Annotated in this window: 11 protein-coding genes and 1 pseudogene; 5 read left to right on the top strand and 7 right to left on the bottom strand. The window is 59.8% G+C overall.

Annotation, left to right across the window (positions count from 1 at the left end):
- Positions 1-46: 46 nt before the first annotated feature.
- The 5 genes and pseudogenes from colR to AABM55_RS23320 all read left to right on the top strand — a co-directional run bounded on the left by colR (position 47) and on the right by AABM55_RS23320 (position 3,069).
- Positions 47-730 carry a two-component system response regulator ColR gene (colR, locus tag AABM55_RS23340; RefSeq protein ID WP_054593790.1) on the top strand — a complete coding sequence of 228 codons (684 nt, stop codon included), beginning with the start codon at positions 47-49 and terminating at the stop codon, positions 728-730.
- The gene (locus AABM55_RS23335; protein WP_054593789.1) at positions 720-2,000 is read left to right on the top strand and encodes a HAMP domain-containing sensor histidine kinase; all 1,281 of its coding nucleotides are present in this window, start codon (positions 720-722) and stop codon (positions 1,998-2,000) included. Before colR ends, AABM55_RS23335 begins: the two co-directional genes overlap by 11 nt.
- A gap of 10 nt (positions 2,001-2,010) precedes the next feature.
- Positions 2,011-2,118, top strand: a pseudogene (locus tag AABM55_RS23330) (SAM-dependent methyltransferase); the annotation flags it as partial.
- Positions 2,119-2,122: 4 nt separating this feature from the next.
- On the top strand, positions 2,123-2,836 hold the full coding sequence (locus AABM55_RS23325; RefSeq protein ID WP_054593788.1) for a lipopolysaccharide kinase InaA family protein: 714 nt from the start codon (positions 2,123-2,125) through the stop codon (positions 2,834-2,836).
- Between the two features lie 2 nt (positions 2,837-2,838).
- Positions 2,839-3,069: a hypothetical protein gene (locus tag AABM55_RS23320; RefSeq protein WP_054593787.1), complete on the top strand. Its 231-nt coding sequence runs from the start codon at positions 2,839-2,841 to the stop codon at positions 3,067-3,069.
- A gap of 100 nt (positions 3,070-3,169) precedes the next feature.
- Here the strand turns inward: AABM55_RS23320 and AABM55_RS23315 are convergent, their stop codons facing one another.
- The 7 genes from AABM55_RS23315 to AABM55_RS23285 all read right to left on the bottom strand — a co-directional run bounded on the left by AABM55_RS23315 (position 3,170) and on the right by AABM55_RS23285 (position 15,269).
- Positions 3,170-6,196: a multidrug efflux RND transporter permease subunit gene (locus tag AABM55_RS23315; protein ID WP_103315084.1), complete on the bottom strand. Its 3,027-nt coding sequence runs from the start codon at positions 6,194-6,196 to the stop codon at positions 3,170-3,172.
- Between the two features lie 13 nt (positions 6,197-6,209).
- On the bottom strand, positions 6,210-7,361 hold the full coding sequence (locus AABM55_RS23310) for an efflux RND transporter periplasmic adaptor subunit (protein ID WP_347927888.1): 1,152 nt from the start codon (positions 7,359-7,361) through the stop codon (positions 6,210-6,212).
- Positions 7,362-7,660: 299 nt separating this feature from the next.
- Complete coding sequence (locus AABM55_RS23305) at positions 7,661-8,758, bottom strand: DUF1513 domain-containing protein (RefSeq protein WP_054593784.1); 1,098 nt, start codon at positions 8,756-8,758, stop codon at positions 7,661-7,663.
- A 14-nt stretch (positions 8,759-8,772) separates the two neighbouring features.
- Complete coding sequence (locus tag AABM55_RS23300; protein ID WP_054593783.1) at positions 8,773-9,837, bottom strand: imelysin family protein; 1,065 nt, start codon at positions 9,835-9,837, stop codon at positions 8,773-8,775.
- Positions 9,838-9,879: 42 nt separating this feature from the next.
- Positions 9,880-11,307: a di-heme oxidoredictase family protein gene (locus AABM55_RS23295; protein ID WP_347927887.1), complete on the bottom strand. Its 1,428-nt coding sequence runs from the start codon at positions 11,305-11,307 to the stop codon at positions 9,880-9,882.
- A 241-nt stretch (positions 11,308-11,548) separates the two neighbouring features.
- A complete protein-coding gene (locus tag AABM55_RS23290) occupies positions 11,549-12,892 on the bottom strand; it encodes an imelysin family protein (protein WP_054593781.1) in 1,344 nt (447 codons plus the stop codon).
- A gap of 325 nt (positions 12,893-13,217) precedes the next feature.
- Positions 13,218-15,269: an EAL domain-containing protein gene (locus tag AABM55_RS23285; RefSeq protein ID WP_347927886.1), complete on the bottom strand. Its 2,052-nt coding sequence runs from the start codon at positions 15,267-15,269 to the stop codon at positions 13,218-13,220.
- Positions 15,270-15,666: the final 397 nt, after the last annotated feature.

The following is a 15,666-nucleotide window of genomic DNA, read 5'->3' as shown; positions in this document are numbered from 1 at the left end:
GCTGCGCGGTCCAAGACGGCCGTAACTGTGTACGGAGCAAGTGCCCATGCGAATTCTATTGGTTGAAGACAACCGCGACATCCTCGCCAATCTGGCTGATTACCTGGGGCTTAAAGGCTATACCGTGGATTGCGCGCAGGACGGTTTGTCAGGTCTGCACCTGGCGGCCACCGAGCATTACGACCTGATCGTGCTCGACATCATGCTGCCCGGTATCGATGGTTACACCCTGTGCAAACGCCTGCGTGAAGATGCCCGGCGCGATACCCCGGTGATCATGCTGACCGCCCGTGACCAACTGGATGACCGGTTGCAGGGCTTCAAGTCCGGCGCCGATGATTACCTGGTCAAACCGTTTGCCCTGTCTGAACTGGCGGCGCGCATCGAGGCGGTCATGCGCCGTACCCAGGGTGGCGGTCGCCGTGCCCTGCAGGTTGGCGATCTGAGCTACGACCTCGACACGCTGGAAGTGACCCGCGAAGGTCGTCTGCTGAAACTCAACCCGGTAGGCCTCAAGCTGCTGGCGGTGTTGATGCAGAAAAGCCCGCACGTCTTGCGTCGCGAAATACTCGAAGAAGCCCTTTGGGGTGACGACTGTCCAGACAGCGACAGCCTGCGCAGTCACGTCCATCAGTTGCGTCAGGTGATCGACAAGCCGTTCGCCAAACCCTTGCTGCAAACCGTGCACGGCGTCGGCTATCGCCTGGCCGAGGGGCGTGATGGAGTTTAAGCAGAGCCTTGCTCAGCGGATCATTATTGCCTTTGCCTTGATGAGTGCGTTGGTGGCGGGGGCATTCGCCATTGGCATCGTGGCGACCGTGCATCTGGTCGAAGAAAAGCTGATTTCAGCAGGCCTGGGTGGCGATTTACAGCGGTTGCTGTTGATGGACAGTATGGCCGACTGGAGTCATCGTCCCGAACCCGATCAGTTGTTCTACTTCAGTGGCGGCCCTGGCGACTTTGACTTGCCCAGGGACCTGCGGCATCTGAATGCGGGCTTTCATGAAGTATTTCGCGAGCAACTGTCATACCACGCGCTCGTCGAGATCGTTGACGGCCGACGTTACGTCCTGCTGCAGGATCAAAGCGATTTCGAAGAGCGCGAGCGAGTGCTGTTTGCCGTGGTACTGGTGGGGTTTGTATTAAGTCTGGCATTGGCGGTGTTCCTCGGCTGGGTGCTCGCGCGCAAGGTCATGGCGCCGGTGGTCCGGCTGGCGCGCCAGGTGCGTCACCGCGATCAACTGCTCGGCCTGGCACCGCCCCTGGCGCCGGACTATGCCGCTGATGAAGTCGGTGAACTGGCCGTCGCCTTCGACGCCACGCTGGGCCGATTGCGCCAGGCGCTGAGTCGCGAACGGCTGTTCACCAGCGACGTCAGTCACGAACTGCGCACCCCGTTGATGGTATTGGCCAGCTCCTGTGAGCTGTTGCTGGAGAACCCGGACCTCGATCAGCGCAGTCGCAACCAGGTCGAGAGGATTGCTCGTGCCTGTGAAGAGATGCGCGAACTGGTCCAGACCTTCCTGATGCTCGCCCGCGCCCAGCGCGAAGATGCCAGCATGTCGCCGCAACAGACCCTGGGGCAGGTGGCCGAGGACTTGCTCGGCCTGTGGCGCGAGCCGATCGAAGACAAGGGTCTCACGCTGTTTTATGAACCCGGCAACCCGACGGATACGCGCTATAACGCGACATTCCTGCACGCGGTCATGGGCAACCTGTTGCGTAATGCCTTGCACTACACCGACAGCGGGTTTATTCGCTTGACCATTCTGCCCTGCGGTTTTCTGGTCGAAGACAGCGGCGTCGGTATTCCCGAAGAGAAGCGTGAAGCGATGTTCGAGCCGTTTGTACGCGGTGGCGAGAAGCGTGGGGACGGGCTTGGGCTGGGCCTGTCGCTGGTGCAGAGAATTTGTGAAAACCAGGGCTGGAGCGTCAGTCTCAGCACCATGGAGCCCAACGGCTGCCGCTTTTATGTCGAGCTGGGCAAGCCGGACGCTTGATGCCACGGTCGCGACCGTAGAAGCGGAGTTCAAGCAGGCGGATTTTCGGGTTCAGGAACATTTGGACTGTATCCCGCTCTATGGCATGCGGCGCGTTTATATATTACGAAAGAGGTAGAAGGATGGCAGTTGAACAGGCATCGGAAATGGAAGTCGCTCCTGCAGACCGCTTCAATTATTTCTGGAATCAGCGCGGTGAATGGGTGGAAGAGCCCAACGTGCGGAGAGGCGGGGAAAGTGGCGTACAGCGGATTCGTGCCCCCCATGACCGGCTGCTCTATGCCAAGCGCCAGACAGGGCATATTTACCGTAGCTGGTTGCACCCGTTTGGTCGTCCGACGGTGTTACGTGAGCTTGATGCGCTGAACGGCCTCCGTTCGCTGAATGTTCGAGTGCCTGAGCTGGTGTTCTGTGGCGCCCAGCGTGATCCGGTGCATCAGTGGCGAGCGTTGTTGGTGACTGCCGCACTGGACGGCTTTGTCGAGATTGAAGACTGGTATGCCAGCGGTGGGCGCGAGCGTCATGGTGAGGCGTTGCATGAGCGGGTGCTGCAAGACCTGGCCGAGAACCTGGCGCGGATGCACAAGGGGCGCTGGCAGCATAGCTGCTTGTATATCAAGCATGTTTTTGTGCGCGTGACCGGTGAAGGTGACGCCGCCAGGGCCGAAGTGGCGTTACTCGATCTGGAGAAGTGCCGTCAGCGCCTGACTCGCCAGCAAGCGGCTTCGCATGACATGAAACAGCTGCGCCGCCACTCGTCGTGGGGCTCGGCGGATTGGGCGAAGCTCATCTATTTTTATAAGAAGGCGTTTGGCAGCTCTATCAAAGGTTTGTAGCGATGAAACTAGAAATTGCTAGGGGGCTATTTTTGGCAGGAGCCTTGGCAGTTGTTTCATTGGCGGTGGTCGGCCTGGAGCAGCCACGTACGCAAGTTCTCAGTGCAAAGAATGGCGGCGTGCATTGTCCGCTACCACGGACTACGAAGTCATCCACAGTGACCCACTCCGAAAATGATGAGCTGTTCTTGTTCATGCTTGGCATGACTCAGGGAATGAAACACCAGAGTTGAAACCTCTTGGCCCACATCAAAGGCCTCGCATGCGCGAGGCTTTTTGCTTTTGAGATGGCTCAACCGCCGTAACGCATAATCTCCTGCGCGGAGTCCGTATTTACGGTTTGTCGGGCTTGGCCAGCAGCGTGTAGATGCAGGGCAGCACGAACAGCGTGAACAGTGTCCCGATCGACATGCCCGTGGCGATCACCATCCCGATATCGTAGCGGCTGACGGCTCCCGCGCCAGTGGCGATGATCAACGGCACCATGCCGAAGACCATGGCGGCCGTGGTCATCAATACCGGACGCAGGCGAATGGCTGCCGCTTGCTCCACGGCTTCGCGGGGCGTCAGGCCCTTGTCCCTGCGCAACTGGTTGGCGAACTGGACGATCAGGATCCCGTGTTTGCTGATCAGTCCGATCAAGGTCACCAGCCCGACCTGGGTGTAGATGTTCATGCTCGACCAGCCCAGGAACAACGGGATCAGTGCACCGCAAATCGACAGTGGCACGGTCACCAGAATCACCAATGGATCGCGGAAACTTTCGAACTGCGCCGCCAGCACCAGGAAAATGATCGCCAGTGCCAAGGCAAAGGTCACCCACAAGGCGCTGCCTTCCTGAACGAACTGCCGCGAGGCGCCGCCGTAATCGAAAGCATAACCCGGTGGTGCTTCCTCTTTGGCGATCTGGCGCACGGTATCGATTGCCTCACCCATGCTGACCGTCGAAACGCCGGAAAGAATCGCTGAGTTGAGTTGCTGGAACTGATTCAGCTGTCGCGGTCGTGCGCGGTCACTGATGTTGATCAAGGTCGACAGGGGCAACAGTTCACCCTTGGTGTTTTTAACGTAGTAGCTGCTCAGCCACTCGGGATTGTCCCGGTAAGGCCGTTCGACCTGGGCGATGACCTTGTAACTGCGCCCCTCGATGGTGAAGCGGTTGATCTCGGCTTCTGCCAGCAACGTCGACAGTGTCACGCCCAGATCCTCCATCGAGACGCCCATTTGAGCGGCCTTGGCGCGGTCGATATCCACCACCACTTCGGGCTTGTCGAAGGCCAGGTCGATGTCGAGGAACGCGAACTTGCCGGACTCCAGGGCACGCTTCTTCACCCGATTGACCAGCTCCAGCAATGGCTCGTAGTCATTGGCGGTGTTGATCACAAACTGGAACGGCAAGCCTTCACCCGTGCCCGGAAGAGAGGGCAGGTTGAAGCCGAAGATTTGTAGGCCGGCGATGCTCGAAAGCTTTTGCTGCACCTCAGGCAGAATCTGCATCTGGGTTCGTTTGCGCTCATTCCAGGGTTTGAGCAGGAAACCGCCAATACCTGACTGCACGCCATTGAATCCGTTGATCTGGAAGGACGAGTAGTACTCGGGAAACACCTTGAATATCGCGAGGAATTCGTCGGTGTAGGTATTCAGGTAATCCAGGTTGGCCGTTTGCGGGGCGTTGGCCATCATGAAAATGACGCCCTGGTCTTCATCCGGTGCCAATTCCGACTTGGTGAACTTGAGCAGTACCGGGATCAGGCACAGCACGATCACGGCGAACACCAGCACCACCGGCCGGGTATTGAGCGTGCCGTGCAGGACACTTTGATAACGACGCTTGAGCCCTTCGAAAATCAGATCGAGGCGATGGGCCAGGCCGGACGGGTTTTCATCGTGACGCAAAAGCAGTGCGCACATCATTGGCGACAGCGTCAGGGCAACGATCCCGGAGATCACCACGGCGCCGGCCAGGGTCAGCGCGAACTCCTTGAACAGAGCACCGGTCAGGCCCGTCAGAAAGCCGATGGGCGCATAGACCGCCGCCAGGGTGATGGTCATCGAGACCACCGGCATGGCGATTTCCCGGGCGCCTTCGAGGGCAGCGCTCAGCGGCGATTTACCTTCTTCTATGTGTCGGTGAATGTTTTCGACCACGACGATGGCGTCGTCCACCACCAGGCCGATGGCCAGCACCATCGCCAGCAACGTCAGCAGGTTGATCGAGTAGCCCATCAGTTGCATGAAGAACATCACACCGATCATCGACAACGGAATGGTCACCACCGGGATCAATACCGAACGCAGCGCGCCAAGGAACAGGAACACCACGACAATCACGATCAGCACGGCTTCGAAGAGGGTTTTCACCACTTCGTTGATCGAGGCCTGAATGAACAACGTGGCGTCGTAGGCGATTTCAGCCTTGAGAGTGGGGGGCAGCTGGGATTCCAGCTCCGGCATGAGCTTGCGCACTTCCTTGATGACGTCCAGCGGGTTGGCAGCTGGTGTGGCCTTGATCCCGATGTACACCGACGGCGTACCGCCAAAGGAGCTGACGGAGTTGTAGTTCTCGGCGCCCATTTCCACGCGCGCCACGTCGCTGAGCAGTACCCGGCTGTCGCCGTCGATTTTCAGCGGAATGGCGGCGAAGGCTTCGGCGCTCTTCAATTCAGTGTTGGCATTGATGCTGGTGACGACGTACTCGCCTTTGACTTCACCGGCAGCGGACAGAAAGTTGTACTGGCGCACTGCATTACCGACATCACTGGCGCTCAAGCCGAAACCGGCGAGTTTTACCGGGTCTAGCCAAAGGCGCATGGCAAACACCTGATTGCCGAGAATGGCGGCTTCAGCCATGCCGGGAAGGGTGGCGAGCTTGGGCTGGATCACCCGCGACAGGTAGTCGGTGATCTGCGGGTTGCTCAATTCCTTGCTGTAAAAACTCATGTACATCAGCGCCGAGGCACCTGCGGCCTCCTTGCTCAGCACCGGGTCTTCAGCGTCTTTGGGCAGCTTGTTCTTGACCTCGTTGGCCTTGGCCAGCAGCTCGGTGAACAACCGGTCGCTGTTGGAGCCGATGCGCGCATAGATTGAAATCACCGAGAAGTTCTGGCGGCTGACCGAAGTCATGTAGTCGATGCCTTCGGCGCTGGCCAGGCTTTGCTGCAAGGGTTGGGTGATGTAGCCCTGAATGGTTTCGGCGTTGGCGCCGGGGTAGGCCGTGGTCACCGTGATCAGCGCGTTTTCCATTTGCGGATATTGGCGCAGCGGTAGTTTGCTCCAGGCCTGGAAACCCAGCAGCACAATCAGCAGGCTGACCACGGTGGCGAGCACCGGGCGGCGAATGAACGGATCGGTAAAAGCCATGGGAATTCCTTGATCAGTTCGTGCGCGGTTGGCTGGTCTGTTCAGTTGGCAGGTTCTTGTCGGGGCTGACGACAATGTGCGTGCCGTTGTCGAGTTTGATCTGACCGGCACTGACCACTTGCTCGCCGTTCTGCAAGCCTTTGTTGATCATCACCAGGCCTTCGCGACGCTCGCCGGTTTCGATGAAGCGCCGTTCGGCGATCAGGATCGGCTGGCCCTGGTCGTCTTTCTCGACGTTGCCGTTCGCGTCCTTCTTCTGGGCGACCACGTAGAGAGAGTTGCCATAGAGGGTGTAGGTGATCGCGCCTTCCGGTACGACGATTCTGGGTTGCGGGTCCGGCAACATGACCTGCAGGCTGGCGAACATGCCCGGCAGCAATGTGCCGTCCGGGTTGGCCAGGGTGGCACGTACCTGCACGTTGCGGGTGCTGCTTTCGACCTTGGGGTTGATCGCGCTGATGGCACCGGGGAAGTTCTGTGTCGGGTAGGCCGGGACCGCGACTTGAACCGCCTGGCCGAGGGCGATTTTCGGCACCATTTGTTCCGGTACGAAGAAGTCGACGTAAAGGCTACTCAAGTTCTGCAGGGTGGCGATGACCGTGCCGCTGGGCAGGAAGTCGCCGACGTCCACCTGACGAATGCCGATGGTGCCGCTGAAGGGCGCAACGATGTGTTTCTTCGCCAGCGCAGCCTTGAGCTGATTGACGGTGGCCTTGTTCTTGGCGAGCACCGCGGTGAGCCGGTCGAACTCGCCCTTGGAGATCGCCTGACTGCCGACCAGTTGGCTGCCGCGGCCGTAATCGAGTTGCGCCAGGCCCAGGTCGGCCTGGGCGGTTTCCAGCAGGGCGCTTTCAACGGCGCTGTCGAGTTGCACGAGCGGTTGGCCGGCCTTGACCTTCTGCCCGGATTCGAACTGCACGTCCTTGACCGTACCGGCAATCTCCAGGCTCAGGTTGACCCCTTGCAGCGCCTTGAGTGTGCCGACCGTGGGCAAGCGCGATTGCCAGGGCCGTTCGGTGGCCGTGGCCACGGCAACGCTCACCGGTGGTCTTGGCACAGCGAAGGTCTGGATCATCTTGTAGATGGAGAAGGCCTTGTAGCCTCCCAGCATCAGGATGATCAACAGCACGACACCCAACATGATCAGCATGCGGCGACGCAGCATATTCCACTTCCTTGGAAAAAATCAGGCGAGACAGACCAGACATTACTCCGTGTATGCGGGTGATTCCAGACAGCATTCTCTCGGCGGTCACACCTGACCCGTAGCAGCTGCCGAAGGCTGCGTTCGGCTCGGTCCGCGCTCGGGCGCAGCAGTCGTAAAATCATGCGCCGCGGTGTGTCAGGCTCAACCGTGGCTGCAGGATTTACGACCGCTTCGCGCTCGAACGCAGGCTGCGCCAGCTGCTACAGGGGTATCAGGCCAGATTGAGAGTGGGAACGATCAATTTGGCAGCGCAGGTTTCAAACCAGATGCAGGTGGTTATCCCAAAGCCCTGCGGGGAGTTCGAGGGGCTTGGCCAGCAGCGGTGTCTGGCGACAATCATAGAAACGGCAACGCCCTTGCCCCGAGGTCACGACAAAGCCATCGGCCACTGCCCCGACACCGGCGCAGTCGGGCAGCGGTGCATCGAGGCGCACTTCGCCGCTGTCCAGGTCCCAGATGAAAAAACGGTTGCCGCGTGGTGCGGTGAGCGCCACCAGCCGCAAGTCACTGTGCACCGCGACGCTTGCGGTGTAGTGCCCCATGGCCTGCAACTGGTGCTCGGCGACCGGGAACGCGACGAAGGGCTGGCCGGGACGCTTGATCGCCAACAGCTCGGATGATTCATGGGCGGCGCCCATGAACTGCTGGCCGGTGACGATGGTGCCGTCGCTGGCGATCCCCATGTGACGCACGCTGTTCATCTGCTGGGCCAGGGTTTCCTTGCTCAGCAGGGTGCCATCGCGCTGCATCAGCACCAGGCTGGGTTGCATGGCGTCGAGGTTCATCTCGACCCGGCTCTCGGCTTCGGTACGAATCCCGCCGTTGGCCACCACCAGGGTTTCACCGTCGGGCATCCATGACACTTGATGCGGGCCGATGCCGTGGGTGGAAATCTCACCGCTGTGAATCAATCGCTGACCCTCGAAACGGTACACCCCGAGCAGGCCGCGACCCGGGTCGCTGGTGTCGTTTTCGGTGGCGTAGAGCCAGTCGCCGCTTTTATGAATAACCGCGTGACCGTAGAAGTGCCGGTTCGGTTGCGACACCACGGTTTGCAGCAGCGCACCGTCACGCAGATCGACCAGATAACTCTCGGTGCCCGGCCGCCGCGCGACGAACAGGGCCATTGGCAGAGCTGGGTGGTTGATGATGTCGTGGCAGCGTTGGCCGACTTCGGTGGCGAACACTCGAGTGCCGTCCAGCCGATAGCCGACGGCGTAATGTTTGCCGTCGCTGTCGTCGCGCGCCGAAAGCAGCAAAGGACCGTGGTCCTTTTGCTTGAACAGCTTCCAGCCGCCCAGCGTCACGGCGCCCAGCAACAAACTGCCTAATGTCAGAGCCTGACGTCGCAGCATGGCGCTACCCCTCATCAGTCACCGTCGTTGGCGTTGAAGCCGAGTTGGATGCCCAGCGCCTTGGCCAGTTCACCTTCGTGCAGGCGATGGACGACGTTGAGGCTGTCGTAAAGGTCGTTGAGTTGCTGGCGACCGGCATCGTCGGTGAGCATTTCGGTCAGCGAGCGCTGGCTGCTTTCAAACAGTTTCAACGACGCGGCGTAGGCGGCATCGATCTTGTCCGCCAGCGGCTTTTGCTCGGCCGGCAACAGGCCACGCAGGCCCTTGTTGTCGACACCGACCCAGACCGTCCGGGCGGCAGCCAGGCTCGATTGCATGCTTTGCAGCGACGAATGACTGCGCCATGCATCGGCCTGGAACGGCTGTGGAATGCCCTTGGTCTGGCGCCCCATCGGCGTGCCGAGTTTTTTCTTCAGGGTATCCAGTGCCGTCACTTGAGCGCGGAGCAGATCGGCGATGGCTTCGTGAGAGTCGGCGTAACGCTGGTTCGGGAATTTGCTCATCTGGGCCAGCATGCCGTCGGTGCTGTTCCAGCTCGCGAGGATCTCTTCGGCCAGCTGTTTCTGACGCTCGCCGATGGCCGTCAGCAGTGGGCAGTAACGGGCTTTTTGCGCGGCGTCGGCCACGTTGGTTTTTTCGTCGAACAGAATGTACTCATAGGCCGAGAGGCCCTGCACGACGACGCTGGATTTGGCCAGCGCAGCGGCATCGATCTGCGGTTGTGCGGTGACCAATTGTTCGACCTGACGGCCGACCAGGTTTTTCTTGTCCGGCCAGAACTGCACCTGCCAGGAGCGATTGCCTTCGGCCAGTGGGCCAACCAGCAGCGGTTGCAATTGTGCCCAGGCCTTTTGTGCATGGAGGAAATCGGCGCGAGCTGTTGCAAGGTCTGCCTTGCCTTCGCAGTAGGCCAGCGCACTGGCGGCCAATTGGCGGTCGGCTTCAACCCAGCGACTGTAGGTCGGCAGAATCACTTGCTTGGCGATGGCTGCCGAGGTGACGGCTTGAGGGTCCTGGGGCGAGCAGGCACCCAGGACGAGTGCGGCAAGGCTGGTGAACAACAGCTTGGGGCGGAACATGTCGGGCTCCCTTTTTATGGGCAAAAGCGTATGGGAAATGCGTCAAAGAGAATTCAAAAAGGCCAGCAACGCAGCGCGCTGCTCGGCATTGAACGCTAAAACCTGCTGCTGCGCTGCGCGTGCTTCACCGCCGTGCCAGAGCACGGCTTCGAGCAGGTTGCGGGCGCGGCCGTCATGCAGAAACTGCGTGTGGCCACTGACCGCTTGCGTCAGGCCAATGCCCCACAACGGCGGGGTGCGCCAGTCGCGGCCTGAAGCCTGGAATTCGCTACGGTTATCGGCCAGGCCTTCGCCCATGTCATGCAACAGCAGGTCGCTGTAGGGGCGAATCACTTGATTGGCCAGTTCAGGTTCTGCGGCATTCGCGGCGGTGGTGAATTTCGGCGTGTGGCACGATTGGCAACCGGCCTGATAGAACAGGTTTTTGCCGGCCAGAACCTGCGCTCCGTTGACGTCACGGCGGGCCGGGACGGCGAGGTTACGGCTATAGAACAGCACCAGGCGCAAGATGTTGTCGCTGACTTCCGGCTCGCCATCCGGGCCATTGCCGTTAGGCGCCTGCAGGCAGTCGGTCTGGGCCGGGGTGCAATCATCGAACGGTCTCAGACTGGTCGTAAGGCCCATATCACCGGAAAACGCGTGAACGTTTTGCTGATTGAGATTCGGTTGCCCGGCTTTCCAGCCAAAGCGCCCCAAAACGGTCTTTTGTTGCGCGTCATCCCACACCCGATTCGGACGTCCGGCGATGCCGTTTTTGGCTTTAGCCTGGGCGTCGGCGTTGGCCAGGATATCTGCGTCGGAGATGGCTTCGAGCAGTCCGAGGCCAATCATCGGCGGGGCGACCCGAGCGGAAAAAAGCGTGTCGGGATGCATCGGGCCGTAGCCCAGTTGGGTGATCAGCAGCCTGGGTTTACGCAGTTCGATTTCAGTGCCGTCGGTAAAGCGCACCGGGAGCGGATCATAGTCGACTCGAACCTTGCCTTCGGGGGCGACGCCGGGCACGGCCATGTCCTGGAGTTGCCCGCCGTAGACCGGCTCAGGCACCACGCCCATGTGCTCGATGACCTTGGCATAGGCCGGCTCGTTGGGGATCGACAGACGCACCAGCATCGACACGGCATTATTGGAATCGGCCGTCGGCGGATGACCGCGACCGTCCTTGATATGGCAGTTCTGGCAGGCGTTGGTGTTGAACAGCGGACCGAGGCCATCGCGGGCGGTGGTGGTCGAGGGGGCGATCACCCAAGGGCTGCGGAAAAAACTGTTGCCGACGCTGAAGTCCAGCCGACGGGTCGGCGAGAGGTTGGCTGAAGGCAGGGAGAACGCATTCTGGTCGGTCTTTCTGACGGTCGCTGCGCCACCGGAGCGGGCTTCACCGGGTTCGGCCTTGGTGAAACGCGGGGCGTCATCGCAGGCACTCAGGCCCAGGGCCAGAAGCAGTGCAGACAAGCGAAGAGGCAGCGAGGGCATCGGCAATCCTGAAAGACGAGCCAAACAAGGGCGCAAAGTCTAACAGGGCCGCGGAGTTTGAATAAGAGGAATTATCGTTTGCTCCCATTTGTAGGAGCAAAGCTTGCTCGCGATGCAGGCGCCTCGGTGCATCGGATTGACCGCGTTATCGTTCATCGCGGGCAAGCCTTGCTCCTACAGGGCAAGCAGCAGGTATAAAAAAGGCGACCCGAAGGTCGCCTTATTGGTCGGTCAGCGTTAATCAGAAATCGTGATCGGCGTTGTCCGGGTTCAGGTCGCTGATGCCCAGTTTGCCGGCAGCCAGTTCGATTGCACTGGTCTGCTTGACCAGAGCCGCAATGGCGTCACGCACGATCTGGTTGCCCGCGGTATTACCGGCAGCGATCAACTGGTCGTAGTGCTCACCCTTGTTGGCGTGATCAACCATGACCTGGATTTTGGCCTCGGTGGTGGCCAGGTCAGCCTTGAGCGCAGCATCGGCAGCCGGGTCGGCTTTGGCCACCAGCGACGACAGGCTGGCGCCGGTCATTTTGGTGCCGTCGGTGCGGGTGTATTCGCCCAGGTACACGTTACGAATGCCTTTGGCATCGTAGAAGTGCGAGTTGTGGGTGTTGTCGCTGAAGCAGTCCTGTTCGTCTTCCGGGGAGTTGGCTTCCAGGGAAACTTTCATGCGCTCGCCCGCCAGTTCGCCCAGCGAGAGGCTACCCATGCCGAAGAGCATTTTGCGCAAACCGCTTTCAGCCGGTTCTGCTTCCAGCTCGGCGCGGTAGTTGTCGGGCACGTTCGGCTTCCAGTTGCCGACCATTTCTTCCAGGTCGCTGACCAGCAACTGGGTCACGGCTTTCAGGTAAGCGCGACGACGATCGTTGTGGCCACCGGTAGCGCCGGCGCCTTCCAGGTAGTCCGACGCCGGACGGTTGCCGGCACCAGGGCCGGTGCCGTTCAGGTCCTGGCCCCAGAGCAGGAATTCGATGGCGTGATAACCCGTCGCGACGTTCGCTTCGGAACCGCCCAGTTCGTTCAGGCTGGCGAGTTTTTCCGGCGTGATGTCAGTCACGTCGATCTTGTCTTCGCCCACCTGGATGATCGGGTTGGCGATGATGTTGGCGTTGGCCCCCGGGTTACCCAATGCGTGCTCGTAGCTCTTGTCGACGTAGTCGATCAGGCCTTCGTCGAGCGGCCAGGCGTTAACCTGACCTTCCCAATCGTCAATGATGGTGTTGCCGAAGCGGAATACTTCACTCTGCAGGTAAGGCACGCGTGCAGCGACCCAGGCTGCGCGAGCGGCTTTCAGGGTCTCGGCATTCGGTTTGGCGAGGAAGGCGTCGATGGCCGTTTGCAGGGTTTTCGCAGTGGATTCGGCATCGCTGAAGACCGCAAAAACCATGTCGGCGTAGTGCGCGACAACGGCTTTGCCAGCGGCTTCATCGACTTTTCCGGTAGCGGCAGGCGCAGCAGGTGCCGAAGTGCTGGTGGCCGGAGTAGGCGCTTGAGGAGCAGCAGCCTTGTCTTTACCTTCGCCGCAACCGGCGAGGGAAATAGCGATGGCCAGCAAACTGGCGGTAGCCAGAGGCATACGAATCATGGCGAACATCCTGCTTCGGTAAATAATGGACAGGCGCGGGGGTGCGCAAAACTGCGACATAATGCAAATCTTTCGCATTATGTGTAAAGGGCCGCGGATGGAAATATGTCTTGTTTAGGAGCGCAGTAGCGCCTGCACATGACCTGCAATCACCTGCACATCACCTGTAGCAGCTGGCGCAGCCGGCGTTCGGCTGCGCAGCAGTCGTGAAATCAGGTAATGCGTTGTGTCAGGCTAATCGCGGCGTCAGGGTTTACGACTGCTGCGCCCGAGCGCGGACCGAGCCGAACGCAGCCTTCGGCAGCTGCTACAGGATAGAGTCAGCTCACGAGATCAACGCATTACTGCGTTGGGCCTGTTTCAGATAAGCGGCCAGCTCTCGCGCAGGCAGCGGTTTGCTGTAGAAATAGCCCTGACCTTCGTGACAGCCTTCAGAGATGATGTAAGCCTCTTGTTCGACCGTTTCCACCCCCTCGGCGATCACCTGCATGCCAAGGCTTTTGCCGAGCTGGATGATCGCGCGAACGATAGTTGCATCGTCATCGTCGTCGAGCAGGTCCTGAACGAAGCTCTTGTCGATCTTGATCTTGTCCAGCGGCAGGCTTTTCAGATAACTCAGCGATGAGTAGCCGGTCCCGAAGTCGTCGATAGCGATCAAGGCCCCCGAACGGCGCAGGCTGAGCAGGTGTTGTGCGGCGGTGCTGATGTCTTCCATCAAGCCGGTCTCGGTGACTTCCAGCTCGAGGCTGCGCGGCGGCAGGCGATACATTTGCATCAGGTTGTTGATGACCCGCGGCAACTCGGCGTGGTGCAGTTGCACAGTGGACAGGTTGACCGCCATGCGCAGGTCGCTGAACCCCTGGTCGTGCCATTCACGCAGTTGTCGGCAGGCCTGGTCCAGCACCCATTCGCCGATGGCGATGATCGTGCCGTTCTGCTCGGCCAGCGGAATGAACAGATCCGGCGGCACCAGCCCATGTTCCGGGTGTTGCCAGCGAATCAGCGCCTCGACACCGACCACCCGCTGATCGCGGTAACTGATCTGCGGTTGATAAACCAGATAGAACTGATTGCGGGTGAGGGCATCGCGCAGGTCTTTTTCCAGTTCGCGGCGACGGCGCATTTCGCTGTCGACGCTGGCGATATAGAACTGATAGCGATTGCGCGAACGGGTCTTGGCCAGGGTCATGGTCTGTTCGGCTTTCTGCAACAGCTTCTCGGTGCTGTCGCCATCTTCCGGGAACAGGGTGATGCCGATGGTTGCGCGCAGGCGGATTTCCTGATGATCGAGGGCAAACGCCGCTTCCAGGTCATCGAGGATGCTTTGTGCCAGCTCGGCGGCTTCGTAGGGTTGCTCGATATCGGCTTGAACCAGCGCGAACTGATCGCCCCCCAGGCGGGCGAGCGCGCCGAGACGACCACTGTGGGCACGCAGACGGTCGGCCAGGGCCAGCAGCAATTGGTCGCCGGTCTGGTAGCTGAACTGCTCGTTGATACCTTTGAAATCATCCAGGCCCACACACAGCACGGCGACCCGGCGTTGCAGGCGACCGGCGTCTACCAGAATCTTGTCCAGTTGCTGCTGCAATTGCTGGCGATTCGGCAGGCCGGTGAGGAAATCGTATTGCGCCATGCGCAACAGGCTGTTTTCGGCTTCGTGGCGCAGGTGGGTATTACGTTCGATGGACTCAAGCAACTGGTTGGCAGTATTGATCCAGATCCCCAGTTCGTTCTTTTCGTGGCCTTTGAGTTGTGGAATCTTGTGTTCGCTGGGACGGTCGGGATTGACGTTGGTCAGGTGTTCGATGATCCGTGACAGCGGTTTGGTCAGCAGCCAGTGATAGACCAAGTACAGCACCAGGCTCATGGCCATGGCCCGCAATACGCCGGAGATGAAGATGATCACCGAGCTGACAATAAAACTCTGACCGTAGGTGGCGGTGTCGAGGGTGATACTGAGGTCGCCGTAATACTCGCTATAGGGGCCGCGCCCCACCAGTTGCGTGGTGAACGTGCGTTCCTGGCCCAGAATAAGGTCGGTCAGCCAACGGCTGTGAGAATGCTGCAAGTCACGGGTTTTTTCCGCAAGCATGGCTTCATTGGGATGGCCGATGGAGGCCATGCGCACGGCATCGTCCTGGAACAGGCCTTCGATAACCTGCATACCCATTTCCCGATCGAGGCTGTACACCGCCTGGGTCGAGGGGTCGCGGAACATGTCGAGGATGCGCTGGGCATCATTGGCCACGGCCTGGCGCGTTTTATAAGCATCGAAAACAATCTGCGCGCAGCTCAACACCACACCGACGATCAATGCCGACAGGAGCACGACCCGGAGCAACTTCACCGACAAGCTGTTTTTGAGTTCCAGCTTCAAAGGGTTTTTCCTTGTTCCGTGCGGGTAACGTCAAGTTGCCATGAGTATTGGCAATCCGATGATGGCAGTCAAAGGGACAATCAAGCCGTGTAGATTTTGTCTGCTGGCTTGGCCGCATTGCCCGGGGTATTGGCAATTAGAGCCCATTAGTAGTGTTTCGGTAGGCACCTCCTGCAACTTGAGGGGGAGGGGCGAATATTTGTGTCTGGTTGATGGTAGACGGCTGTGGCGTTGGGGCAAGGGAACGTTTGTTTTCGAGATAACGCTTCAGGTCCTGCAAGTCGCCAAGGCTCAGGGTGCCGGCCGCCTGCTTCAATTTGTTAACGCAACATCTTGAAGGGCAGAACAGTCTGGCTGTATTCGAGGAACGCTCCTACATCAATCCAATTTCCCCATT

Origin of the sequence: Pseudomonas helvetica (assembly GCF_039908645.1) — a bacterium.
GTDB lineage: Bacteria > Pseudomonadota > Gammaproteobacteria > Pseudomonadales > Pseudomonadaceae > Aquipseudomonas > Aquipseudomonas helvetica.
This window is presented reverse-complemented; position numbering and strand designations above follow the sequence as displayed.

Excerpts from the sequence above, each read along its gene's own strand:
- colR (WP_054593790.1), top strand. The coding sequence starts at position 47 with ATGCGAATTCTATTGGTTGAAGACAACCGCGACATCCTCGCCAATCTG.
- AABM55_RS23335 (WP_054593789.1), top strand. The coding sequence starts at position 720 with ATGGAGTTTAAGCAGAGCCTTGCTCAGCGGATCATTATTGCCTTTGCC.
- AABM55_RS23325 (WP_054593788.1), top strand. The coding sequence starts at position 2,123 with ATGGCAGTTGAACAGGCATCGGAAATGGAAGTCGCTCCTGCAGACCGC.
- AABM55_RS23320 (WP_054593787.1), top strand. The coding sequence starts at position 2,839 with ATGAAACTAGAAATTGCTAGGGGGCTATTTTTGGCAGGAGCCTTGGCA.
- AABM55_RS23315 (WP_103315084.1), bottom strand. The coding sequence starts at position 6,196 with ATGGCTTTTACCGATCCGTTCATTCGCCGCCCGGTGCTCGCCACCGTG.
- AABM55_RS23310 (WP_347927888.1), bottom strand. The coding sequence starts at position 7,361 with ATGCTGCGTCGCCGCATGCTGATCATGTTGGGTGTCGTGCTGTTGATC.
- AABM55_RS23305 (WP_054593784.1), bottom strand. The coding sequence starts at position 8,758 with ATGCTGCGACGTCAGGCTCTGACATTAGGCAGTTTGTTGCTGGGCGCC.
- AABM55_RS23300 (WP_054593783.1), bottom strand. The coding sequence starts at position 9,837 with ATGTTCCGCCCCAAGCTGTTGTTCACCAGCCTTGCCGCACTCGTCCTG.
- AABM55_RS23295 (WP_347927887.1), bottom strand. The coding sequence starts at position 11,307 with ATGCCCTCGCTGCCTCTTCGCTTGTCTGCACTGCTTCTGGCCCTGGGC.
- AABM55_RS23290 (WP_054593781.1), bottom strand. The coding sequence starts at position 12,892 with ATGATTCGTATGCCTCTGGCTACCGCCAGTTTGCTGGCCATCGCTATT.